The sequence below is a fragment of the Rhabdobacter roseus genome (assembly GCF_014202275.1).
Lineage (GTDB): Bacteria > Bacteroidota > Bacteroidia > Cytophagales > Spirosomataceae > Rhabdobacter > Rhabdobacter roseus.
The window spans coordinates 1-24346 of the sequence record NZ_JACHGF010000022.1; the positions used below are offsets into that span (position 1 = coordinate 1).

Below are 24346 nucleotides of genomic sequence, written 5' to 3' on the forward strand. Positions count from 1 at the left end.
CTGGCAAGTAGGAGTAGTCATGGTTTTTGTAGTCTAGTCAACCACAAAAGTAAGGCTAACAACTACTTGCCATTTTTATGAGAAAGCCCTGATGAATGATACCACTGCGGTTGCTGAAAAATACACGTATGATCCAGATGTGCCTGAAAGAACAATTATAAAGTATAGCATTGAAATAAATAGCACAGTACTGGAGTTAGTGAAGTTTGGGGAGGTTTCTGAAACTGTAGGAGGAGTGATGACTTCCGATAATAATAGATTTCTCAAAATAAGGAAAGGTGCTAATATGGTAAGCAGAGCATATGCAGAAATAGATAGTGAACAAATTATTGATAGAGAGTTAAATAGCGAAGAAAAAGAATTCGGTATTAAAGATCAGCCGTTTTTTGTAAAGTTAGACAAAGGAGGTAGGGCGTTTAATGGAGATGCTTTAAGTAACTATTTTTATGAAACTGATTTTCTTATAGACTGGTCTAAGGAGGCTGTCGCTATCTTGAAAGCTAATAATGGACTTAGAAACCATAGATTTTATTTCAGAAAAGGGATAGTTTATAGTGAAGCAGGGATATATAGTCCTACTTTTAGAATTAGCTCAGAGCAAGTTTTTGCAAAAGCAAGTCCAAGTATTTTTATTAAAGATAATTTCGGAGAAGTAGAGTATTTTCTTGGTAATTTATGTTCTAAAATTGCTAGATATTTATTTAAGAATTTCATAAATCATACAGTACATTTGGTTATGGGAGACATAGATGAGATTCTGGTTGTTTTAAAAAATAATTCCAAAATTGTTGAGCTTACAAAACAAATTATTACTAAGCAAAAGCAAAACCCGCGCTACGACTATCAATCCAACGAGCAGCGGGAGATCGATCAACTGGTGTACCAGCTCTACGGCCTCAACGAGGCCGACATACAGGAAGTGGAGCGGTGGTACGCCCGGCGCTACCCCAAACTCAGCAGCTACGCCTGCGTCGTCCCCGACAAGGCCGAGCTCTACGTAGACCGCAGCGAACTCAGCGTAGAAACCGCCACCCTGCTGGCTCAGATCCAACGCGGCGAAACTAAGCACGTGGAGTTTAAAAGTACCCTGCTCTACGACATCAAACAGGACCGCGAAACCTACGTCGTCAAACACAGCATACTCAAAACCCTTGCCGGCTTTGCCAACGCCGAAGGCGGCAACCTTCTCATCGGCGTCACCGACGAAGGCCAGCTCTACGGCCTCACCAAAGACTACGCGCTGTTGGGCGCAGCCACGGCGCTGCCCGCTGCCCGGCAAGATTCCTTCCGGCAGCGGCTCGATGCCCTCATTCAGGAAGCCTTCGGCGATGCTTTCTTTGCCCTGCTGGATGTTGCCTTTGTGGAGCTACAAGGCCGAGACGTATGTGTAGTATCGGTACGGCCCTCGGAGGTACCTTACCTGCTCTATAATGCCGAAAAGAAAAGCCAGCAATTTTATATCCGTAGGCTGTCTAGCAGTAAAGAGCTCACCCCCCGCGAACGGGAGATTTACGAGCAACATCGCTGGCGGTACAATACGGGTACCGTTAGATAAATTTATTGCAGTGCATTGACAGCCAGGCTTGTAAAGGTCTGGCTGTTTTGGTAGGTTTCGGGTAGAATTATCTTCCAAAACTTAACCCTCCAAAGCTATGGTGCCTAAATTCATTACTGTTTTAGATGCGGATATTGATAAACCTTTCTGGCATGCGGTCATGGTTGATTTTGCTTTAGCGAACATAAGGAAGAAACAGGTTTATCGACAAGATACCAATTTCCAATTTCCTAAAAGTGAAGATGATAAACTTATTGAACCAATTCAGATGCGTGAATTAATAAGTGGGCTACCTGCATCAGCTCAGATATTTAAAATCGGTGATGAAATGGCTGAGTCATTAAAAAGTGTATTTTCGTTAACCTAAAATGCTTTTAAAGATATTATGAGAAACTTAATTAAAATATTGTTTTACTTCGCGATATGCTGCGCTACTATATACTTGTCTTCATGCGTTGGTAATGGGAGGCTTACTCGCCGATATAAATCAATGGAAATTATAAATTTAGATAATGGTAAAATAGATGAGTTGATCAGTGTTAACGCCTATGTGATTGCTTCTGAAAAAGTACCCTCGCCGAGCCCTAAAACTATTTTTGACTTGTCTCCCAAAGCTCAAAGCGAATTAATAAAGTCGATTAATAGCAAGGAACTAAAGTCAGAGGATCTCACATTTAAAATAGCCTCGGAACTTACTTTGAAAAAAAATGATAAGGTGTCAATTATTGACTACACTCTACAAGAAAAAAAAATTATTATTCCTATACGAAATAAATCTCAAAATCCTGCTGATAGAATTTCTAAACTAATAGTAAGCTTAAAATTAGACGCTTCATCTAGTTTTAAGATTATTAGTTGCAATAAAATTGAGACGCAATACCAATCTTATGACTTAGGAAAGCTTAATTATACTGAAGCAAATCAGGCAGAGCTTACAGCAAGTCTTGGATTTGAAAATAGTATAGGAGTTTCTGGATCATCATCGAGGAAAAACACCTCATCTACATCTCAGAAAGCTGCGAGTGCCGGATTTGAAGATACATCATCAAATATAGCTGAGCATATACTGACAGATGGTTTAACAGAAGCGTCAAAAGTTAATCAAGGTTTGTCAGGTAAATTAAGTGCAACAAGATCGCTTGCTGAAGAGGTTTTGCTAAAGCAGCGAATTGTTGCCTTAAATGCTATGATTTTAGAAGATGGTAAAACATTAAGTATTTATCAAGATGGAGTCAGTGGGATTGATCTTACTGGAAATGTAATAGTGACAATAATATTAGAAAATAAATCAAATGTTAAAGTAGAAAGAGTACATTCATTCGGGGGGTTATTTGTTGATGAAAAGCCAAATGATCCAGACAAAGTACAAGTGAGGGAAATGTCGGTATTTTATCCGAATTTGAATGAAAATTTAAAATCAAAATTAAGTTTTGAAGGAGACTTTCGTGCAGTAGTAAAACGAGGTAGAACTATTTCAGAAGCGGATGATAAAGTAGAATTTAAGTCGGGTAAAAGCGTTGAGAAAGATATATCTCTATTGCCGAAAGATCAGTTTAAACCTTTACTTTGGAGTATTTACTTGCCTGGTGCTGGCAATTCAGGAAAACTTCCTATTAAAATTAATAATGGTGCCTTAGTGTTTTCTTCTTTCTCAGAGGCTTTAGATTTTACTAATTGGCTACAACAAAAAGCTGATTCTATTAAAGGAAAAACCCTTGGTGATAAGAAAAGTACAATATATTTTCCTCATAATAGTGAAGTAAATACTACCAATGCTCAAAATTTAGAAATTGGTTTTTTCTAAGTATTTGACAAGCCATTTCCTCCCATGTTCACCACCTTCAAACAAATCTTCACACCAAACCCTAGAGATGCCTTTGGGGCCAGGTTTACATTTGTGCTGTTGCTACTGGTACTCGTTGGGGTAATTATCGTTGGGTGGCAACGGGTAGCTTCACCGGTGGTGGCTTTTCTGCTGGCGTCAGCCTGCTTGGCCCTGGGAATGCTGGTCGGTTTTTTGTTCGGTATTCCCAAAATACTACAAGGGAGACAGCCTACTGATGAGCAGGGAAGGTCGAGTCAGCACCGACCCAATACCAATCTAGAAGAAATATCAGACTGGCTTACCAAAATCATCGTTGGATTAGGGCTGGTACAATTGAAAACCATACCAGGCCGCGTGCAGGAAACTTCAGAGTATATTGCCGGTAAGATTGCTACTTCTCCGCTTCAGATAGGTGCGGCTACCACCCTAACAGGGTCTATTCTGGTCTATTTTCCAGTGGTGGGGTTTTTAGGAGGGTACCTGGTTACGCGTATGTACCTGTCTAACGCCATTCGTGAAGCGGATGAACGCCTGAATGAGCCAAGCGATGCGATGAAAGAGATAGTAAAAAATGTACAGGAATCCATTAGTAAAATAGAAGCTACCTTGCCAGTGGCGCAGCAGGATAGGATCGAAAAGGGCCTGGTGGCACCAAGAAGCGTAAAAGGTACAGATAATGACGATCCGCAAAAAGGAAAATGGGGAGGCTTAGAAGAAAGGAATGGAAGGCGGCTATCGGCAAGAGGAAAGAAAATACCTTTCTTGGGTAGTCTCTACTCCATTGTATTAACTGTAGAAAGTACTGATTCCGACAAGCCCTTAGTAGGAAATGTAAAGTTCCATCTGCATCCTACTTTTATCAATTCAACACCCATCATCTTTGTTAAAGATGGAAAAGCAGAACTGACCCTAACCGCTTGGGGAGCCTTTACGGTTGGTGCAGAAGCAGATGATGGAGCTACAACGCTTGAACTTGATCTGTCTGATCCTAAATGGGGGTTTTCAGAGGAATTCAGAAGTCTATAAGAGGTAAGGCCTTAACTCGTAAGCGTAATAAAATAAGCTATTTTACTTCTAGAGCAATTCGCTCGCTTCTCCCTTCTTTGCGGGTTGCAATTGTTATCTCATTACATCTTCACCCATGACTTTCCCCAGCCGCAGCCCACTGATGAACCGGCGCGCGGTCCGGACGTTTTCCACAAAAAAAACATCCAGCGGCTGGATCACCTCCCGCACCTGCGGGCTAAGTACCCGCTCGGCGGTACCTTCGGCCAGGACGGTCGGGATCAGGAAAAGGGTGGTGGTGTCGGTACTCATGCAGTAGTAGGTTAGCTTTGCAAAGAAGGTACTTTTTTGGTAAAAAGTACCTTTCAGTCCCTTTTTGCGAAGCTTCCAGGGGTACTTGTAGGTACTTTTTTTAGCCACAGCCCGAAAAGTACCCTTTAGCCGTTCCAACCTTTTGGGGAAGAAGGTACTCTTACGCAGGTACCTAAACGCTTTTCCCATGAAAAAAACAACCAAGTACCTGTTGCTATTCCTGGTCCTGCTGGGCTGCCACCGCGTAGAAAAAGTATCGCCTGAGGGATTAAAGCCGCTGGTAGGGCGCTGGCGCTTGGTGGCGCAGCGGAATCTCCAGAGCGAAGAAAAAGAATGGGTAGAGGTACCTTCCGGCAAGGGCGCGTTTACCATTATTCGCTATGACGGGGTAATACTAGACTCCCAAGGTCGGGGGCTCTGCTGCGGGACGGATATTTTGTGGCTCAACGGCACGAAGTACCTTATTGAGCCACAGGAGGAGGTGCCTTATAATGAGGCATGCCGCTACATCGACATCGCCTGGTGCCCGCTGTGGGACATTGTTCTGGATGGCGACACCTTTGTGCGGGACGATGAAAGCCGCTACGTGCGGATGCGATAGTATATTTATAGTTTAATCAAACTCTTTTTTAGTCATGAAATTGGTCAAGTACCTGGTTTTGATTGGAATGCTCGTAGGCTGCAACCGCGTAGAAAAAGTGTCGCCAGAGGCACTGAAACCGCTGGTAGGGCGCTGGCAATTGGTGGCTCAGCAGAATCTCCTGAGTGAAGAAAAAGAATGGGTAGAGGTACCTGCTGCCGAGGCGTCGTTTTTCATTATTCGCTACGACGGCGTGGTGCTGGACGCCGAAGGGCGCGGGCTCTGCTGCGGGCCGGGTACTTTGAAGCTCAACGGCACGGAGTACCCCATCGGGCCCCGGGCCGAGGTACCCTTCAATGAGGTATGCGCCCTGGTCAATTGTGCGGGGTGCCCGGTGTGGGACATCGCCCTGGACGGCGATACCCTCGTGCTGACTAGCTGTTGGGGAGGCAGTCAAAGTCGCTTTGCGCGGGTGCGGTAAGAGTCGTTAGTAGTCATTATTATTTTCAACTTGTAAAACTTAAAAAAACATGAAATCGACCAAGTACCTTGTTTTGGCTTTGTTGGCGCTGCTGTTGGGCTGCCGTCGCGAGCAGGAAGTATCGCCCGAGGCGTTGAAGCCACTCGTGGGGCGCTGGCAGTTGGTGGCCTATGAGCAAAACCAGGGCGGCGTCAGGACCTGGGTGGAGGTACCTGCCGCCGAGGCGTTGATCTTGCAGGTTCGTTTCGACGGAGTACTTTTAGACGGCCAGGGGCTGGCCTGGTGCTGCGCTCCCCCCGCCATCCAGCTGAACGGTACCCTCATAGACATTATTCCCCGTGCTGAAGTACCCCGCAACCTCATCTGCGACCTCGCGGACTGCATGGGCTGCGCTACCTTGGACCTGGACCTAGACGCCGATACGCTCCTCCTGACCTCCTGCAACGGCGGGCAGATGCGGTACGCCCGGGTACGGTAGGGTAGTTTAGTGGTTCCTTTTATCCCATCAGCTTCAAGTACCTCTGCTCGGTAGTAGGGGTACTTTTGTCATTCTTGGCATCCAATAACTACTTCCCGTCTGGCGGTTATTATTCCGCAGCCTTACGGTTACGGGCTATCAGCACGCTTCCTGCATGGGCGCATTTCTTTGCCTTATTCCAAAATCCGTATCAACCGTAAGAACGCAAACGTATAGCGTTTGTAAACAAGTAGCCTTCATGCATCTATGCGGTTATTTAATGTGTATCTTTACCGTCCGGACGGGCGTGCAACACCCTAAGTACCTCTGCCGCGGAGTCTGGTTTAGTGGGTAGAATAGACTTTCGGGCAACCCTCACAACAATGCATGGCCATGATTTCAAATAAAGCCTACCAGATACTCTTTCTCCAGAGACTGGACGATACGCACGATCCCATCAACCAGGCGCGGATCACGATCCTGTCCTGGGGGTACTTGATGAATGTAGTCTGTTTCATTCATTGCGTCGTTCTGATTGCCGTAGTGGGCGAGATTCAGGAAAGCATTTATCCGGCCCTGGTCTTTGTCTTTTTCAACGCCGCGTTACTGGTCTTACTGATTTACAAAAATTGGCTTGGCCCGCTCACCCACGTCAAAATCTGGATCCTCTTGATTCCGCTTTGGTTAAACTGCCTGCTGTTTCAAGACCGGGGACTGCTGGTCGTGGATGTGGGTTCCTTTTTCCACATCATGCTCTTCAGTATTTTTATTTTAAAAGCCCGCTGGGCCCTGGCCTACCTGGTCTTGAGTGCCACGCCCATTTTGCTGAGTTGTTTGTACAACAAGGGCTTCGCCGTCAGCGATTTGCTATTTAATATCAAGGGCGGGGAGCTGATGTACACCACGGTGATCGCCTACGAATTTCTGTTTGTGGCCATTGCGCTATACCTGATCGTGCGGGCGTTCAAACACGCCATTGCCAAGCTGGAGAGCCAATCGCGGGTGTTGGCGAATCAGGCCGAGGAGCTACAGGTACAGTCGGAGGAACTACAGGAGCAGGCAGAAGAGCTGCACGCCATCAACGAAGAACTCCACGAGCAAAAGAATAGCGAAAGCAAAGCCCGGGAGGAGGCTGACTTGGCCAACCAGGCCAAAAGTACCTTTCTGGCTACGATGAGCCACGAGATCCGAACGCCCATGAACGGGGTTTTGGGCATGACGGGATTGCTCAGCCAAACGGAGCTTAACGAGGAGCAACGCGAGTATACCGAAACGATCCGGGTGAGTGGAGAGGCGCTGCTGACCGTGATAAATGACATTCTTGATTTTTCCAGAATCGAGTCCGGCGACCTGGAGATCGACCCGCATGATTTTCGCTTGCGTACCTGCATCGAGGATGTACTCGACCTTTTTTCGGGCAAGGCCGCCGAGGCGGGTATCGACCTGCTGTACCAAATCAACACGGACATCCCGGATACGATCGTGGCCGACGGGCTGCGCCTGCGCCAGGTACTCATTAACTTAGTCGGGAATGCGGTGAAGTTTACGCACCAGGGAGAGGTACTGGTGGGCGTAACGCTTGAAAGCAAACAGGGCGAAGAGTTAAGGCTTTACTTTGAAATAAAAGATACGGGCATAGGCATTCCGCAAGACAAAATGTCCAAGCTGTTCAAGGCCTTCTCTCAGGTAGATGCCTCTACCACGCGGCACTACGGCGGCACGGGCCTGGGCGTGGTGATCAGCGAACGCCTGGTCACGCTCATGGGAGGTACCCTGGGGGTTTCGAGCGAGTACGGAGTGGGCACTACCTTTTACTTTTCCCTTCCGGCCAAGGCTAGCCAGGTAGTGATGGAAAAAGCACTTCCCCCCGACTACCAGACGCTCGTAGACAAGCGCGTGCTGGTGGTGGATGACAACGAAACCAACCTGAAAATACTGAACCTACAGCTGGCGAATTGGCAGCTAAAGCCCGTACTCGCGGCTTCGCCCACGCGGGCCTTGGCGCTGCTGTCGGAAGCTGCCGGGTTTGACCTGATTATCACAGACATGGAAATGCCCGCCATGAATGGGGTAGAAATGAGCCTGATCATTAAAGCCAGGTACCCCCAGATCCCCATCGTGCTGCTGAGCTCCATCGGCGACGAATCCAAAAGAAAGTACCCCGAGCTGTTTTTTGAGGTACTGAGCAAACCCGTAAAATACGAAGCCCTCTCCAAGGTTATTTTTGCAGGATTAAAGCAGGAGTCCGGACTCAAAAACGCCGCCGTCATGAAGCCCGAGACCGTGCTGAATGACCGGTTTGCGGAGGAGTACCCCCTTACCATTCTGGTGGCTGAGGACAACGCCATCAACCAGAAGCTAATTCTGCGGGTACTTAGCAAGCTAGGGTACCTGCCCCTGCTGGCCAACCACGGAAAGGAAGTACTAGCCATGCTGGAGTATAAAGCCATCCAGGTGATTCTGATGGACGTTCAAATGCCGGAAATGGATGGGCTGGAGGCCACCCGGCGGATTCGCTCCGGTACGGGGTACCAGCCGGTTATTGTGGCCATGACCGCCAACGCCATGGCCGAAGATCAACAAGCCTGCCTGGATGCCGGTATGGATCATTACATTTCCAAGCCAGTTAACCTGCAACAACTGGTAGTTCTTCTGAAAGGTATTTCCGGGCGCATCGGTACTGCCTCCTAGTCCCGGTCCCGCAGGTACCCCCGGGCACGGTAATTGTAAGTACCCTTTTTTTGAAAAGCTAAAAACCATCACCCATGAAAGCAGCCGGGTACCTTATGTTGCTGGTGCTATTGATGAGCTGTAACCGCCTCCAGCGCGTGACGCCCGCGGAGCTCAAACCCCTGGTGGGCCGCTGGCGTCCGGTGGCTACCCAGCAAACTACCAACGGCGACACGACCTGGAACGCGAGCACCGCATCTGCCGCCGCCGACCTCTTCGTGCGCTACGACGGGGTACTTCTGGAAGGAAAAGGCCTCCAGCTGTGCTGCGCCCCGCCCGCGCTGCGGCTCAACGGCACGCTGATCCCCATCGAACCGCGGGATGAGGTACCCGTCAATCCGGCTTGTGCCTCCATTCGTTGCCTCAACTGCCCCGCCTGGAGCATTGCGCTCAGCGGAGATGAATTTGTGGTGACCTACTGCGACGGCGGGCGCACCCGCTACGCCCGGGTACGGTAGGTACTTTTTGTTTTAAATAATTTGCGAGGTACCTCCCGAGCGGAGGGAGGTGAACCAGCGTTTCCAGCAGGCTGAGTTCAGGACTACGGCTCGTATAGAGAATTCCTACGCCTTTGGGGTTCCACCGGCCTCCGTGCCGATAGCTACCTATCACGGACAGGGCTCCGGACGGACATATTAAGCACGCGGGCCATTTCGATGTCGGTGAGGCCCACGCGTTGAGCTACTTCATCCACCTGGCGTCGGAGTACGCCCCGCCGCGCTTGCCGAATGCGCTTGGTCGCGGGGCTGTCCGGACGTACGGGAAACAAAGGTTGCATGGCCATTTTATATTGCGTGTTTAATGAAAATATACAAAATCAAACCGGCAAATTTGCCATGAAGCAGGCACCGAGCAAAATAGCATTATGCTCCGGAGTTCATTGAACGCAAGTACCTTAGAAGCTCCGCAAGCCCATGTACCTACTCAGTAGTTTTATTTGGGTACTTGAGGGCTACTCCTCCAGAAACGTCAGCAGCGCCGCCACGAAGGCTTTGGGTTGTTCGGCCTGCACCCAGTGGCCCGCTCCGGCGATGGTCTCCAGGCGCGCGTTGGGGAACTGCTCCTGTATGGCCTCCCAATCTTTATCCAAAATGTAGTCAGATTTTTCGCCGCGCATAAAGAGCGTCGGCTCGGTCACGGGCGCACTGGCCGGAATGGCGTCGCCCACGTTTTTCATGTCGCGGCTAAGCAGCGGCAGGTTGAAGCGCCAGGCAAAGGTACCTTGGTCGGTACGGTACAGGTTCTTGAGCAGAAACTGCCGCACGCCCGCGTTGGGCTCGTAGGTACTAAAGAGCTCATCGGCCTGCTGGCGGCTTTCGATTTGGTCCAGCGCCAGGGCGTTTAGGCCGCGCAGCAGCTCCCCGTGGTGCGGGGGGTAGGCCTTAGGGCCAATATCAACCACCACCAGCTTGGCAAAAGTACCCGGATGCGTGACGGCGTACTGCATCACGGTTTTGCCGCCCATGGAGTGCCCCAGCAGAATAGGGTTCTGGAGAGAATGCTCGGCGATGAATTTTTCCAGGTCGGCGGCCAGGGTAGTGAAGTCGAACTGCTCGTGGTGGGGCGAGCGGCCGTGGTTGCGCTGGTCGAGCAGGTACACGGCGTAGCCCGCGTCGGCGATGGTCTTGCTCACGGTGAGCCAGTTGTCCAGCGAGCCAAGTACTCCGTGCAGGATCAGCAGTGGCTGGCCTTCGCCTATTTTTTTATAGTGGAGTTGCATAAGAAATGTCGGACTAAATTGAAAGATACATGATGGCCGCAAAGATAGGGTACCTCCGGCGGAGCTTCGTCATCGGGCGGCGGTTTTTCGCGCCAGGTACCTGGTCGGGGCAGATGAGGCGGCGCAGGTACCTTTGTTTTTATATTTTTTTGTGAAATTAAAATAATAACAAAGACACATGCTAAAACCTTCTAACGGGTCAAAAGTTAGAAGGGAAGCGCTCGGGCGGGCTTCTGAATTTTTAACAATAAAATAATATGCGAATGATATTGAAGAATTGAGGTACTTCTGTGCACTTTTTCAATAGATCAAGCAATTACATTCTTGTAAGTAGTACTTTTAGTAGAAAAGTACCATTGTTTGGGAATAAAAAATGCTCTTATTTTGTGCCTAAATTCATTCGCCAGCACCCTGAATGAGCCAACAAACATCTCTAACCAAATCCCAAAATCTAATGAACAGAAAAGGTCTACTTTTCAAAGCAGCGTATTTGGCGCTGTTCACGTTCGTATTGTCTTCTCTCAGTAGCCAGGTTCTAGCTCAGGTGACGTCGTCGTCCATCGTGGGGCAAGTCGCCGACGCCAGCGGAGAGGCACTACCCGGTGCCACCGTGGTGGCCGTTCACACGCCTTCGGGCTCCCAGTACGGAACCGTAACCAACGAAGCAGGACGTTACACCCTCCCTGCCGTGCGGGTAGGTGGCCCTTATAGAGTGACGGTCACTTTTGTAGGCTACGCCGCGCAATCTCAAGACAACATTTTTGCCAACCTGGGTACCGCCGCCAACGTCAACTTCACGATGCAGGACGAAGGTACTCAACTAGGCGAGGTAGCCGTAAGGACTTCACGCAGCGACATATTCAGCTCGGAGCGCACAGGGGCCGCTACTACGGTAAGCCAGGAGCTACTGAATAGTCTGCCTACGGTGGGTCGTACCATTGCGGATTTTACGCGTCTTACTCCTCAGGGCAATGGCCGCTCGTTTGGCGGGCAAGACAGCCGCTTCAACAACATCACCGTCGATGGCGCGGTATTCAACAACGGATTTGGACTGGGTGATCAGCCCGGAGCTCGTACGCAGATAGCGCCTATTTCACTGGATGCCATCGAGGAGATTCAGGTGAACGTAGCGCCGTTTGACGTACGTCAGTCGGGCTTTACGGGGGCGGGTATCAACGCCGTTACGCGCTCGGGTACCAACGAAGTAACGGGCTCGGTGTTTCACCTGTTTGCCAACAATAACCTGGCTGGCAAGGAAGCCGCCGGTAATAAGGTAACGGTGCCGGAGTTCTCGAAGAAAATCACGGGTTTTCGTGTAGGGGCACCTATTATAAAAAATAAGCTGTTTATCTTCCTGAACGGTGAATTTGAAAACCGTACCGACCCCGCTGACCAGAACAACTGGGTAGCAAACCGCGGCCAGGGTGGTGATAACGTAACGCGCGTACTGGCCAGCGACCTCGACGCCGTGAGCGCGCTCATGCGGGATAAGTTTGGCTACGAAACGGGTGGCTACGAAAACCTGAGCCTGGCTACGACGGGAAATAAACTCCTGGCTCGTCTGGACTGGAACATCAACAAGAACCACAATTTCAACGTGCGATTCTCGTACCTGGACGGTGGTGCCGAAAACCTGATCTCGAATAGCTCTTCGGCCGGAGCCGGTAACCGCCGTACTATTGCCAATTCCATGTCTTATAAAAACTCAGGCTACATCCTGAACGAAGACATTGTTTCGGTGATTGGGGAACTCAACTCGACCTTCAGCAGCAAGTTTTCCAATAACCTGATTATTGGCTACACCAGCAACAACGAAGACCGTACGTACCTGACGCCCGGCCTGTTCCCGACGATCGACATCCTGCAAAACAACAGTAACTACATCTCGGTGGGCATGGACCCCTTTACGCCGTTCAACCTGCTGAACTACAAAACGTACCAGCTTATCGACAACCTGTCGTACTACGCCGGCAAGCATACCATTACGGCCGGGATCAGCGTGGAGCGTTTCTCTTCGAACAACTCCTTCTACTCAGCTTCCAACGGGGTGTATATATTCAACTCCCTGGATGACTTCTACTCGGCCGTACGTGACGAGAGAACTGATGTAACCCTGAACCGCTTCCAGTACCGCTACTCCCTGACGGGCGGCGGACAGCCTCCGTTGCAGCAGCTCAAGGTACTTTATCCGGGCGCTTACCTGCAGGATGAGTTCCAGGCTTCCACCAACCTGAAGCTGACGCTGGGCTTGCGCGTGGATGTACCCATTTTTGGAAATACCTCTACCGAAAACCCCTTCGTAAAAGATCTAAACTTCCGTACTCCGGACGGAGGTACCATCCAGACCAACACGGCTGATCTGCCGGACGCACGTCCGCTGTGGTCGCCTCGGTTTGGCTTTAACTGGGACGTAACGGGCGAAAAGACTACCCAGCTACGCGGGGGAACGGGTATTTTCACGGGCCGTCCTCCGTTTGTCTGGATCTCCAACCAGGTAGGTAATACGGGGGTACTTTCCGGCTTTATCGACCAGCAAAATACGGCGGCTTATCCGTTTACGCTGGATCCATCGCGATTTGCCCCTACGACTACGGATTTGTCGCGGGCTACGTTTGACCTCGCCACGACCGACCGCAACTACAAATTCCCGCAAAACTGGCGGACCAACTTTGCCTTGGATCAAAGACTACCCGGTGGCCTGGTAGGTACCCTGGAGTTTATCCATGACCGCAACGTAAACGCGACCAAGTACTGGAACATCAACCAACGGGATATTGGCGAGACGCGCTTTGCGGGCCCCGATAACCGTCCCCGGTACTTGGGTACGGCGGCCGCCAACCGGTTAAATTCTAACGTATCGCGTAATATTTACCTAACCAACACCAACGAAGGGTACTCTACCCTGATGACCGCCAAACTGGAAAGACCGTCTCGCAGGGGCCTCTACGCCATGGCGGCCTATACCTACGGTACCGTGAAAGACATCACGAGCGCCGGTTCGGTAGCGTCGGGTTCCTTTGAAGGCAACGCCATCGTCAACGGCGGAAACTTCGCCGAGCTGTCGTATTCTAACAACGATCAGCGTCACCGGGCTATCGCCTCGGTTTCGTACCGGATCAACTACGGCGGTGACTTTGGTGCATCGACTCAGGTTGGTATGTTCTACGAAGGCCGGAATCAGGGCCGCTACACCTTCGTGTACGCCGGTGATATGAACGGCGACGGTATCCAGAACAACGATCTTATCTACGTGCCCAACCAGGCCAGCGAGCTTACCTTCCTGCCGCTGACGGCTGGTGGCCGGACCTTCTCTCCGGCTGAGCAGATTGAAGCTTATGACAAGTTTATCAATCAGGATGCTTACCTGAGTGGTATCCGGGGCCAGTACGCCGAGCGCAACGGCGGTATTGCTCCCTGGCGGCATACGTTTGACTTCAACATCGTGCAGGAGTTCTACGTCAACATTGGTGGCAAGCGCAATACCTTACAGTTCCGGGCCGACATCCTGCGGGTAGGTAACGTGTTGAACAATAACTGGGGCGTGGGCGACAACCTAGTGATCAACCGCCCGCTGTCGTGGGTAAGTACCTCCGCTACGGGTGTACCTCAGTTCCGGATGGCTACGCAAAATAAAGATGGACAAACCGTCCTACTGCAAGATACCTTTGTGAAAAGCGCCGGTCTGAGCGACGTATGGCAAATGCAGCTGGGTATCCGGTATATCTTTAACTAAGCGAGAAAGTACCCAGGTACCTTAGAATGCCAGAAGCCCGCAGCTGCGGGCTTCTGGCGTTTTTGTATAACATGGCGACTAGGCTGGTTATTCTTTCCGTAGTTCTTCGTCCCGTTTGAGCGTTTCCAGCGCAACGCGGTAGCCATCCACAATGAGCCGCGATATATCCTCGGACGAAAAATGCTGCAAGTCCAGCAGCAGCGGGGCCTCGGGCCGGATGATGGTAAGCTTGATGGGCTTGCCGCGCAGCACGGAGCGCTCGGCGTAGCTTTCGGCCCAGCCAATGTCACTGTTCACGATCTGGTTCACGGTGATGTCGCGCACGCGCTCCACCAGGCTGATGATGCTGCGGGGGCTGAAATTTTCGCGGTTGTAGAGCTGCTTGGAGTGGCAGGCTACCAGCACGATCTCCGTGGCGCCGTCTTCGATGGCTTTCCGGATGGGCGCTACCTCGCGCAGGCCGCCGTCCAGAAACATATCCTTTTTGCTGCCAATGGCGATGGGCGGCATCAGCATGGGCAGGGAAGCGCTGGCCAGCACGTAGTCGATAAAAAACTCGTCGTCGGGCGAGGCGTACACCATTTCGCCGCTGGTGATGTTCACGGCTCCTACCTTGATTTTGACGGGGCTGTTGCGCAGGATAAAACCTTCCAGCTGCTTCCGGACCAGGTTGTGCAGGGGCGAGGGGTCCAGGAGGCCGTCGAAGCGGCTCATGAGCGTATACACGCCCAGCGATACCCGCGAGCGCAGCAGGGCTACGTTTTGGGGCTGCGTGATATTCTTAACCCAGATCTCCAGTAGCTTACGACCCGTAGTAGGCCAGTCGATCTTTTTTTCTTCAATCGACTGCCGACCGGCTTCGTTGGTCAGGAAAGCGGCATTGAGCGCCCCGACCGAAATACCATAAATCATGTCGGGTTCAAAGCCTTTTTCCATCACGGCCTGAATGGCCCCAACCTGAAAAGCCCCTTTCATGGAGCCACCTCCTAGCACGAGTGCTTTCATAGAATAACGAAGTCCTTACGGCCCAAAAGGATGGTTTAGATGGTAAAGGTAGCTGACGCCCGGGGCCAAAGTAGTAAACGGACCGCCCTGCTATGAAAGGATAAATGTAGAAGACTTTTTGGCTTCTGACTACCCCTCAAACATTTTAGTGGTAAAATAGGTATAAACAGAAGATTTTGTGGCAATTTTGAGGCCATGAGTACCAGGTTGGCCCAAACCAGGGAAGCCACTGCCCTACCCAGTTGCCTACGAATGGCAAAAGCGGCTCCTCAGCTATGCAATTATGACTCTTTCTATACGCGAGATACAAGCTCCCATTGAAGGCGAAATGAAGGCTTTCGAGCAGAAATTTCGCCAGTTTATGAAGAGCGACGTCATGCTCCTGGACCAAATCATGAACTACATCGTGCGCCGGAAAGGAAAGCAACTCCGGCCCATGTTCGTGTTTTTGTCGGCGGGCGTATGCGGAGAAATCTCGGAATCGACCTACCGCGGGGCGTCCTTTATTGAACTACTACACACGGCTACACTCGTCCACGACGACGTCGTGGACGACTCCAACTACCGGCGGGGGTTTTTCTCCATCAATGCCCTTTGGAAAAATAAAATTGCGGTACTCGTGGGCGACTACCTGCTGTCGCGCGGGATGCTGCTTTCGGTGGAGCACGAAGAGTTTGCGCTGCTGAAAATCGTGTCGCGCGCCATCCGGGAAATCAGCGAAGGCGAGCTGCTGCAAATCGAAAAAGCGCGGAGGCTGGACATTACCGAAGCCGTGTACTACGAGATCATCCGGCAAAAAACGGCCTCGCTCATTGCGGCCTGCTGCGCCGTAGGTGCCCGCTCGGTCGACGCCGAGGCGTCGGTGGTGGAGCGAATGCACACCTTCGGCGAAAAGGTAGGCATGGCCTTCCAGATCAAAGACGATCTTTTTGACTACGGGGAGATGGAGGTAGGCAAGCCGCTGGGGATCGACATCAAGGAAAAGAAAATGACCCTACCGCTGATCTACGCCCTCAACCAGGCCACCTGGCTGGAAAAACGCCGGATCATCAACAACATCAAAAACCAGAGCCACAAACCCCAGAAAGTAGCCGAGGTGATCGCCTTTGTGCGGGAGTCGGGCGGGATACAGTACGCGCAGCAGGTCATGCAGCGCTACGTAGAGGAGGCGCGTACGCTACTGCACGGTTTTGCGGATTCGTCTTACCGCACGTCGCTGGAGCAGCTGGTGCAATATACCATCGAGCGTAGCAAGTAGCTCATCCTACGGGGCCGCAGGTGCCTGGAGCCTCCAGGTTTGTTCGCGGGCCTTGGGCAGCCGCCACCAGGGTAGGTAAGGGTAGGCGTGGTGCTCGAGGTGGTACCCAAAAAAATAGCAGGTCAGGAAAGCCCAGGCGTGGTTGAGCGGCTGGCTGCGGGCGTTGAGCGGCGGGTTGTGGTGCTCGCCCCGGTGGGGTAGGTAGGTGCCGAAAAAGAAAAGCTGAAAGGTACTTAGAATGGCCGGTACCATCCAGAACACCACCAGATTCTCCCAGGGAAAAACGAGCTTGAGCAGGTTGTAGGTAACCGCCATGAGCAGAATCTGCTTCCACGAAATATATTCCTTCAAAAAGCTATAGTACCAGGCCAGAAACCGCGGATTGCCTTCGTGGAAATCGGGGTCGTCGGCGGTGCCGGAATGCCGGTGGTGCAGCTGGTGCTTGGTGGCAAGCGTGCGGTAGTTGTTAAACGCAAACAGCGTAGTAGCTACCCAGCCGATGGCGCGGTTGAGCCGGGGGTGCTGCGGGGCCACTACCCCGTGAATGGCGTCGTGAGCCGTGATAAAAACGCCCGTATAGAGGTGAGTCTGGATCAGAACGAAGAGGTACAGCCAGGGGTCGGTGGCGGAAATTGGGTAAGTAAGCAGTAGTAACAAAGACACCAACCACAGTACTACTACTACCGCAGCAATAAGTAGGCCTTTGTTTCCGACCGGCGAGGGAGCGATTTTGGGAAGTACCTGCATAAAAGTTAGTTCGAAGCTATTTCCCTCTAAACGCCGCGTTGAAAAGAATGGTTTGCAAGGCCGGATGTTTTGCAAAGGAACCGCAAATATTCAACGGGCAGTTCCGCGCTTTGTTGAATTACCTTTTACCTTTACTTTTTGAACGAGCCAACCATCCTTTTACCAACTATACGTACCATGCAAATAGTACCCAAGCGTATTTTTCCAACCCTGATGTTGTGCCTGGCACTAAGCCTGAGTGCCTGGGCCCAAAGTACCCCCAAAACCGTTAAGACTCCGCCTTTGGCTCGCCCTAAACTCGTAGTAGGTATTGTGGTGGACCAAATGCGCTATGACTACCTGTACCGCTACTACGACAAGTACAAAGAGGGCGGCTTCAAGCGCCTGCTCAACGATGGCTTCAACTGCCGTAACAACCACTACCACTATGCCCTCACCGTCACGGGTGCGGGGCACTCGGCCATTTATACGGGCTCCATGCCCGCCATCAACGGCATTGTGGGCAACGACTGGTATGACCAGCAGGCCGGGCGCGGCGTGTACTGCGCCGAAGATACCGCCGTGACGGTGGTAGGAAGTACCAATGCCTCGGCGGGCAAGCGCTCGCCGCGCAACCTCCTGGTGAGCACCGTCACCGACCAGCTGCAGATCGCCACCAACTTCCGCTCCAAGTCGGTAGGGATTGCCATCAAAGACCGGGGCGCCATTTTGCCCGCGGGCCACACGGCCACCGGAGCCTACTGGTTCGACTCCCGCTCGGGCAACTGGGTGACCAGTACCTACTACGCCAACGAACTACCCCAATGGGTGCAGGATTACAATGCCAAAAAAATGCCGACGGAGTACATCAAAGGTGGCTGGAATACCCTACTGCCCATTGAGCAATATACCGAAAGTACCCCCGACGACCAGCCCTACGAGCAGCTGATGGCCGGGAAAACCAAGGCGGTGTTCCCCTACGAGCTGGGCGGCACGGCCGGTAATCCCTTCGGCATCATTGCCTCCACGCCCTGGGGCAACACCATGACCAAAGACATGGCCATCGCGGCCATCAAGGGCGAGAACATGGGTAAAGGCAAAGAAACGGACTTCCTGGCGGTGAGCTTCTCGACGCCCGACGGCATCGGGCACGCCTTTGGCCCCAACTCCGTGGAGGAGCAGGACATCTACCTGCGGCTGGACCTGGAATTTGCCGACTTCTTCAACTTCCTCGATAGCTGGGTGGGCAAAGGCCAGTACACGATCTTTCTCTCGGCCGACCACGGCGTGATGGACGTACCCGGTTTCTGGAAACAGCACAACCTACCCGCGGGCGTGATGGAAGGCAACGCCATCAGCCTGGCCGTGAAGAAAGCCTTGCAGGAGGCCTTCGGAAGCGAAGACCTGATTCGGGCCAGCGAAAACTACCAGCTGTACCTGGATCATGCGGCTTTGAAGAAAAAGAAGATTTCGGTGCAAAGTGTATATGAGGTAGTGCGCGAGGCGCTGCTGCCGATGCCGGGCGTGGCCGACATCATCAATCTGCGCGAAATAGGTACTTCGCACCTCAACAGCTACCTGCTGGAGCTCTACAAGAACGGCACGCACGTGAAGCGCAGCGGCGACATCCAGATCGTGACGGAGCCGGGCTGGTTTGCGGGCCGCACCACGGGTACCACGCACGGCTCGCCCTACAACTACGACACGCACGTGCCTTTTCTGCTTTACGGCTGGGGCATCAACAAGGGCGAGACGCTGCGACGCACCACCATTGCCGACATCGCCCCGACCATTTCGTCGCTGCTGCGCATTCTGCCGCCCAGTGGCAACGTAGGGAATGCCGTGGAGGAAGCGCTCAAGAAGTAAGTAGGTACTTCTTACCAATAAAGCCGCCCAGGTACTTTCATAAATCAATGAAAGTACCTGGGCGGCTTTACTTATGAAATACTTTCCCAAGTACTTTGCCTGCCCAGCGGTCATGTAATTTATAGTTTCAATTCATTTTGGAAATATCCTCCAGCATTTGAAACATAGTCATGGTAGTGTAGCCTGGCTCTAATTCAAACAGGTGATCCGGTACTTTCTGGAGTTTCAGGCTGGTAGCAGTAAGGTCCGTGAATCGACCATATTCATAAAAAGTGAAGCGTAGGGGCATTGAAGGTAGTTTTTTCAAGGAAGTAAAATAGTACCCTAGCAGATTGGGAAAGGCCGTGGTGACGATGGCCTCGTGGGGCTTATGCTCCGGAATGCCCGCCAGGATGACCCGCTCGGCGGGTAAGTCCAGCCAGGTAGTAGACCCCAGTTGCTGATCTATCCGGTAGTAATTGTTGGGATCAATAGCCTTTGTCTCTGCGTCCAGACTTTTCTGGTGGTGGTTAGATATAAAAAGTGCGGTATGAGCGATCGAGTCGGGTAGTTCTGAGGAGCGTGGTCCTATGCCATAATAGTACCTACCCTTTTTATTTTGAATAAAAATAAGCTTTTCCGAATCGGGCGGATGGCTACGATGGGGGCGCAAAACCTCGATTCGAACTAAGTCAGCCTTTTTATAAACAATAATGTGCGACACCATAAGTCCTAATTGTCCACTCGTATCGGCTTCATAGGTAAGAATTCCTTCCGGAAAGGCTGACTGACCTAGAAGCTGAACAGAGAGGCTACAAACTAGCGCGATGCACCCTAGAATAAACCGGCAGTGTTTCATGGTATGAATAATAAAAGTGACGGATAGGATATTTGGTTAATTTGCTGGCTCCACCATCTCCCGAAGTGCCGAAAGTACCTCGGGGGCGGTTTTTTGGTTAAAATGTCGTTGGCCGGAATACAGCGTCACGTCGGCGCCGAGGCGGGTTTCCCAGAGGTACTTATTGCGGGCGAAGTCGGAGGTGAAGGGGTCGTTGTCGGAGATCAGGACCCGCTTGTGAAGTACCCTTTCCCTGACCGAGCGGAGGTCCAAAGTACCCCGGTCGAGCCAGGGCTCAACGGTGTCCCAGGGCTCGTCTACTTCCAGCCAGCCCGCCACAAACAGCAATCCACCTACGTTCGGAGAGGTACTTTCTGGCGTGAGCTTCTGGTGCAAAAAACGTAAAATAGACTGGCAGCCCACGCTGTGGCCAATGAAGAAAGTACCTTCGTCCAGGCCAGGTACCTGCTCGGACAAAAAAGCCAGCGCCTCTTCCACGCGGGGTGTTTGCCAGTGGGGCATCTCGAGCCGCCGGAGGGGTACCTGCCAGCGGGCCTCAACCTGCTCGGCCAGCCAGTCGTACCAGTCGGAGTGAATGGTGCCGGACCAGCGCGGCACTACGTAAATGTTGGGTTTCATGCGGGGTACTTTGAGGTACTTGGATCGCTCAAGGGAAGGAATTCCGTCAGAGCCACCCAAGTACCTTATTTTTTAATAACTATGGAATCGTTGATTTGCCGCAAATCGGCGATGAGCTCCTCGTTATGTTCGGGAGCCAGGTAAATTTCGTCAAAACGGTTGTACTTGACAATAAGCCCCTGCCGCGCCAGGGCCGGTTTCAGCCCAACGTGCCTGGTTTTTCCTGGTACGATTTCCCGAATGTCCATGATCTTGATGCGCCCCTTCAGAAAGCCCGATTTATAGAATAAATCCTCCGGGCCGAGTTGGTAGTAGGTGTCGAAATAGATCCACAACAGGAGCGCCAGCGGACTTAATAAAGGGAGAAAGAGGAAAGGTTTTGACCAAAAAGTGCCCGGATCCAGCCATAGGAATCCTGCGGGAAGTACCAGCAAAAAAAGGATCAGGCCTTGGATAGACCCATCCTTTTTTGCCTTGTAGTATTTCAGCCCTGGCTTCGCTTTTTGATTCATACGGAATTGAATGAAACGGGACGGTGGACCGAAAGTCAGGACCTTCGGTTAGGTACCTTTACGATTCTTCTACCACGAGCTTAATCCCTTCCGTGCGGCGGATGATCACCTTGCTACCGGCAATGATGGCCGTATGCGTAGCCGAGAGGGCGGTCCACTCGGCACCCCGGTAAAAGATTTTGCCCTCGCCCGAGGCCGGAATATCCTTGATGACCATAGCCGTTTCGCCGGCGTACTCGTTGTATTCCTGGAGCTTGCCACGTGGATGAAACAGCTTCTTGGCGTGCTTACGCAGCAGGGCCAGCGAAAGGACTGAGATCACCGAAAAGCCCAGCAGCTGCCACTCCAGGCTGGGAAGTACCCCCAGTGAAGCCAATAAGGCAGTAAGCAACGCTCCCGCGGCAAAGAATACGAATACGAGCGCTACGCTGATTAACTCCGCGACCAGCATCAGTAGTCCGACGATGAGCCATATTTGCGGAAGGGATAATTCCATGACGGTATTTATTTTTTCTGTTCAGACTTTACTACACTCAGGGCGGTTGCGATCAACGAGCCCATGTCGGCAAAATTGGCCGGCAGGATGAGCGTGTTGTTGGTTTTGGCCAGCTTGCCAAACTGGTCCACCAGGTTTTCGGCTACGCGCAGCTGTACGGCTTCCATACCACCTTCGTGCTGAATGGCCGACGCTACCAGGCGAATACTCTCGGCCGTGGCTTCGGCTACCGACAGAATGGCCGAGGCTTCCCCCTGCGCTTCGTTGATGGCCCGGGCGCGCAAGCCTTCCGACTCGAGTACCACCTTTTGTTTTTGCCCCTCGGCTACGTTGATAGCCGCCTGCTTTTCCCCGTCCGACTGCAAAATAACGGCCCGGCGCTCGCGCTCGGCCTGCATTTGCTTTTCCATGGCCATGAGTACACTCTGCGGCGGGGTGATGTTCTTGATTTCGTAGCGAAGTACCTTCACGCCCCAGCCGGTGGCGGCTTCGTCGATGGCCTCTACCACAGCGCGGTTGATGGTCATCCGCTCCTCGAAGGTTTTGTCCAGCGCCAGCTTACCAATCTCGCTCCGCATGGTCGTTTGGGCCAGCTGAGTTACGGCAAAGGTGTAATCCGCAATGCCGTAAGCGGCCTTTTTGGGATCAATGACCTGAATAAAAATGACGCCGTCCATCCGTACCTGTACGTTGTCATTGGTAATACAAATTTGCTCCGGGATGTCAATCGCGGATTCTTTGAGGGTATATCGGTACGCTACACGATCGAAGAAAGGAATGATGAAGTTGATACCTGGCTGTAGAACGGCGTAAAATTTACCCAACCGCTCGGCCACGTAGGCGGTTTGCTGAGGTACTACCTTGACCGTCATCAGAACGGCCATCACCACCAACGCGAGCAATACATAGAGTGCGATCATGATATATGGGGTTTAAGATTCTCACGAAAGTACTCAAGGCTGACAAGAAGTGCAATGCTTGTCGGGACAAGCGACCCAGCGGGCGGGTTGTCGGTAGGCGGGCGGGGATGAGTGGTAAAAGTCAAGGGCTACGCGACGAGCCCGGTACCGGGCTCGTCGCGTAGAAAGGACGTGTTAATCAAAAATCAGTTGCGGAGGATTTCCCTGGAAATAACCAGTTTCTGAATTTCGCTGGTACCTTCCCCGATGGTACATAGCTTGCTGTCGCGGTAGAATTTCTCGACGGGGTAGTCTTTGGTAAAACCGTAACCACCCAGAATCTGCACGGCTTCGCCCGACACCCGTACGGCAGTTTCGGAAGCGTGGTACTTGGCTACCGAGCTGGCCAGGCTTACCTGCTCGCCCCGGTCTTTGCGGTCGGCGGCGTCATAAGTAAGCATCTGAGAAGCCTGGATGTCGGTATACATGTCGGCCAGCTTGAACGCAATACCCTGAAAATTGGCAATAGGCTGGCCAAACTGCTTTCGTTCCTTGGCGTAGACCCGCGCGGCTTCGTAAGCGCCCCAGGCGGTACCCAGGCTCAGGGCCGCGATGGAAATGCGCCCGCCGTCCAGAATCTTCAGCGACTGAATAAAGCCTTCACCTACCTCGCCCAGGCGCTGGGCGTCCGGAATGCGGCAATCCTGGAAGATGAGCTCGGCGGTTTCCGAGGCGCGCATCCCGAGTTTGTCTTCCTTTTTACCCGCCGTAAAGCCGGGGGTACCTTGCTCAATGATAAAAGCCGTGGCCCCGTGCTTGTCGCCGGGCTCGCCGGTGCGGGCTATGACCACGGCCACGTCGCCGCTTTTACCGTGGGTGATGAAGTTCTTGGAGCCGTTCAGAATCCAGCTGTCGCCGTCGCGCTGGGCTACGGTGCGCATATTACCGGCGTCGGAGCCGGTGTTGGGTTCGGTCAGTCCCCAGGCCCCGATCCACTGGCCGGTGGCTAGCCGGGGTAGGTAGGTACTTTTCTGCTCTTCGTTCCCGAAGGCTAAGATGTGATTGGTACAGAGCGAATTGTGAGCGGCCATCGAAAGCCCGATGGAAGGATCGACCCGGGAAAGCTCCACGATGGCTGCCACGTACTCGCGGTAGCCCAGGCCCGAGCCGCCGTATTCTACCGGTACCAGTACCCCCATCAGGCCCAGCTCTCCGAGTTGATGAAATAGGGCTTTGGGAAAATATTGCGTATCGTCCCACTCGCGTAGGTAAGGGCGTATTTGCCGCTCGGCGAAGTCACGGACCGTTTGCTCGATGAGCGCTTGGTTTTCAGCAGTTTCGGTAATCATAAGGCTTGTATTATTATTGATGATGAAGTCGATTAGCTTAGGTAGCGTACGCTACATTTAATAACGAGTAGGAATGCGCTTTGTTACCCACTAGGCATATAGTTGAGGCAGCGGCAAACCATCCGATGTCTTTTGAGCTTTGACCGAATCCTAACAAATGCGACAATTAGGGGTTAGTTTCGTGGAAAAAAACTATTTTTGGGCTCTTTTTCAGGATACCTTACTGTAAACGGGTACTTTAAAGTCAATCGCTAAAATTCTATTATCTGTTTAACAATCAACCGCTATGAAAATATCAGTAGTAGGGACGGGCTACGTAGGCCTGGTAACGGGCACCTGCTTTGCCGAGACGGGCAACCAGGTCACCTGCGTAGACATCGA

The 24346-nt window shown here is 52.0% G+C and carries 24 protein-coding genes and 1 pseudogene; 13 read left to right on the forward strand and 12 right to left on the reverse strand.

The window, feature by feature from the left end; genetic code table 11:
• The first annotated feature begins 736 nt into the window (after positions 1-736).
• From HNQ92_RS28280 to HNQ92_RS28295, 4 genes are all read left to right on the forward strand, one after another.
• On the forward strand, positions 737-1555 hold the full coding sequence (locus HNQ92_RS28280; protein ID WP_184180165.1) for an AlbA family DNA-binding domain-containing protein: 819 nt from the start codon (positions 737-739) through the stop codon (positions 1553-1555).
• A gap of 97 nt (positions 1556-1652) precedes the next feature.
• On the forward strand, positions 1653-1922 hold the full coding sequence (locus tag HNQ92_RS28285; RefSeq protein WP_184180168.1) for a hypothetical protein: 270 nt from the start codon (positions 1653-1655) through the stop codon (positions 1920-1922).
• A 123-nt stretch (positions 1923-2045) separates the two neighbouring features.
• Positions 2046-3359: a hypothetical protein gene (locus HNQ92_RS28290; protein ID WP_184180171.1), complete on the forward strand. Its 1314-nt coding sequence runs from the start codon at positions 2046-2048 to the stop codon at positions 3357-3359.
• Between the two features lie 24 nt (positions 3360-3383).
• A complete protein-coding gene (locus HNQ92_RS28295) occupies positions 3384-4406 on the forward strand; it encodes a pYEATS domain-containing protein (protein ID WP_184180173.1) in 1023 nt (340 codons plus the stop codon).
• Between the two features lie 93 nt (positions 4407-4499).
• Here HNQ92_RS28295 and HNQ92_RS29125 read toward each other — a convergent pair whose 3' ends face one another.
• Positions 4500-4835, reverse strand: coding sequence for an SAM-dependent methyltransferase (locus tag HNQ92_RS29125; RefSeq protein ID WP_184180177.1), 336 nt, complete (start codon positions 4833-4835; stop codon positions 4500-4502).
• Positions 4836-4884: 49 nt separating this feature from the next.
• Between HNQ92_RS29125 and HNQ92_RS28305 the strand changes: the two genes are divergently transcribed.
• The 5 genes from HNQ92_RS28305 (at position 4885) to HNQ92_RS28325 (ending at position 9403) form a co-directional block, all read left to right on the forward strand.
• Positions 4885-5298: a hypothetical protein gene (locus tag HNQ92_RS28305; RefSeq protein ID WP_184180180.1), complete on the forward strand. Its 414-nt coding sequence runs from the start codon at positions 4885-4887 to the stop codon at positions 5296-5298.
• Positions 5299-5332: 34 nt separating this feature from the next.
• A complete protein-coding gene (locus HNQ92_RS28310; protein WP_184180183.1) occupies positions 5333-5758 on the forward strand; it encodes a hypothetical protein in 426 nt (141 codons plus the stop codon).
• Between the two features lie 49 nt (positions 5759-5807).
• On the forward strand, positions 5808-6236 hold the full coding sequence (locus HNQ92_RS28315; protein WP_184180186.1) for a hypothetical protein: 429 nt from the start codon (positions 5808-5810) through the stop codon (positions 6234-6236).
• A 372-nt stretch (positions 6237-6608) separates the two neighbouring features.
• Positions 6609-8906: a response regulator gene (locus HNQ92_RS28320; protein WP_184180189.1), complete on the forward strand. Its 2298-nt coding sequence runs from the start codon at positions 6609-6611 to the stop codon at positions 8904-8906.
• Positions 8907-8980: 74 nt separating this feature from the next.
• On the forward strand, positions 8981-9403 hold the full coding sequence (locus HNQ92_RS28325; RefSeq protein WP_184180192.1) for a hypothetical protein: 423 nt from the start codon (positions 8981-8983) through the stop codon (positions 9401-9403).
• Positions 9404-9446: 43 nt separating this feature from the next.
• Here the strand turns inward: HNQ92_RS28325 and HNQ92_RS28840 are convergent.
• The 3 genes and pseudogenes from HNQ92_RS28840 to HNQ92_RS28340 form a co-directional block, all read right to left on the reverse strand.
• A pseudogene (locus tag HNQ92_RS28840) lies at positions 9447-9581 on the reverse strand (RES family NAD+ phosphorylase); the annotation flags it as partial.
• On the reverse strand, positions 9547-9723 hold the full coding sequence (locus tag HNQ92_RS28335; protein ID WP_184180195.1) for an antitoxin Xre-like helix-turn-helix domain-containing protein: 177 nt from the start codon (positions 9721-9723) through the stop codon (positions 9547-9549). The pseudogene HNQ92_RS28840 and the gene HNQ92_RS28335, both read right to left, overlap by 35 nt.
• 174 nt (positions 9724-9897) lie before the next feature.
• On the reverse strand, positions 9898-10665 hold the full coding sequence (locus tag HNQ92_RS28340) for an alpha/beta fold hydrolase (protein ID WP_184180198.1): 768 nt from the start codon (positions 10663-10665) through the stop codon (positions 9898-9900).
• Between the two features lie 454 nt (positions 10666-11119).
• Here HNQ92_RS28340 and HNQ92_RS28345 point away from each other — a divergent pair, with 454 nt between their 5' ends.
• On the forward strand, positions 11120-14398 hold the full coding sequence (locus HNQ92_RS28345) for a TonB-dependent receptor (protein WP_184180201.1): 3279 nt from the start codon (positions 11120-11122) through the stop codon (positions 14396-14398).
• 87 nt (positions 14399-14485) lie between these two features.
• Here HNQ92_RS28345 and HNQ92_RS28350 read toward each other — a convergent pair whose 3' ends face one another.
• Positions 14486-15403: a patatin-like phospholipase family protein gene (locus tag HNQ92_RS28350; protein ID WP_184180204.1), complete on the reverse strand. Its 918-nt coding sequence runs from the start codon at positions 15401-15403 to the stop codon at positions 14486-14488.
• 283 nt (positions 15404-15686) lie between these two features.
• On the opposite strand from HNQ92_RS28350, the gene HNQ92_RS28355 reads away from it, so the two are divergent.
• Positions 15687-16661 carry a polyprenyl synthetase family protein gene (locus HNQ92_RS28355; protein WP_184180208.1) on the forward strand — a complete coding sequence of 325 codons (975 nt, stop codon included), beginning with the start codon at positions 15687-15689 and terminating at the stop codon, positions 16659-16661.
• Positions 16662-16667: 6 nt separating this feature from the next.
• Here HNQ92_RS28355 and HNQ92_RS28360 read toward each other — a convergent pair whose 3' ends face one another.
• The gene (locus HNQ92_RS28360; protein WP_184180211.1) at positions 16668-17408 is read right to left on the reverse strand and encodes a fatty acid desaturase; all 741 of its coding nucleotides are present in this window, start codon (positions 17406-17408) and stop codon (positions 16668-16670) included.
• A 177-nt stretch (positions 17409-17585) separates the two neighbouring features.
• Here HNQ92_RS28360 and pafA point away from each other — a divergent pair, with 177 nt between their 5' ends.
• Entirely contained in the window at positions 17586-19253 is a 1668-nt protein-coding gene (gene pafA / locus HNQ92_RS28365; RefSeq protein WP_246440992.1) for an alkaline phosphatase PafA, read from the forward strand.
• Between the two features lie 127 nt (positions 19254-19380).
• On the opposite strand, the gene HNQ92_RS28370 is transcribed toward pafA, so the two are convergent.
• From HNQ92_RS28370 to HNQ92_RS28395, 6 genes are all read right to left on the reverse strand, one after another.
• Positions 19381-19905, reverse strand: coding sequence for a hypothetical protein (locus HNQ92_RS28370; RefSeq protein WP_184180214.1), 525 nt, complete (start codon positions 19903-19905; stop codon positions 19381-19383).
• A 222-nt stretch (positions 19906-20127) separates the two neighbouring features.
• Positions 20128-20709 (reverse strand): RBBP9/YdeN family alpha/beta hydrolase, encoded by a 582-nt coding sequence (locus tag HNQ92_RS28375; RefSeq protein ID WP_184180218.1) that lies wholly within the window; start codon positions 20707-20709, stop codon positions 20128-20130.
• Between the two features lie 65 nt (positions 20710-20774).
• On the reverse strand, positions 20775-21221 hold the full coding sequence (locus HNQ92_RS28380) for a PH domain-containing protein (RefSeq protein ID WP_221307573.1): 447 nt from the start codon (positions 21219-21221) through the stop codon (positions 20775-20777).
• Positions 21222-21279: 58 nt separating this feature from the next.
• On the reverse strand, positions 21280-21717 hold the full coding sequence (locus HNQ92_RS28385; RefSeq protein ID WP_184180221.1) for an NfeD family protein: 438 nt from the start codon (positions 21715-21717) through the stop codon (positions 21280-21282).
• An 8-nt stretch (positions 21718-21725) separates the two neighbouring features.
• A complete protein-coding gene (locus tag HNQ92_RS28390) occupies positions 21726-22637 on the reverse strand; it encodes an SPFH domain-containing protein (RefSeq protein ID WP_246440994.1) in 912 nt (303 codons plus the stop codon).
• Positions 22638-22822: 185 nt separating this feature from the next.
• Positions 22823-23965: an acyl-CoA dehydrogenase family protein gene (locus tag HNQ92_RS28395; RefSeq protein WP_184180224.1), complete on the reverse strand. Its 1143-nt coding sequence runs from the start codon at positions 23963-23965 to the stop codon at positions 22823-22825.
• 286 nt (positions 23966-24251) lie between these two features.
• Here HNQ92_RS28395 and HNQ92_RS28400 point away from each other — a divergent pair.
• Positions 24252-24346, forward strand: a 95-nt coding sequence (locus HNQ92_RS28400) for an NAD-binding protein (RefSeq protein WP_184174664.1), incomplete at its 3' end; no start/stop codon positions are given.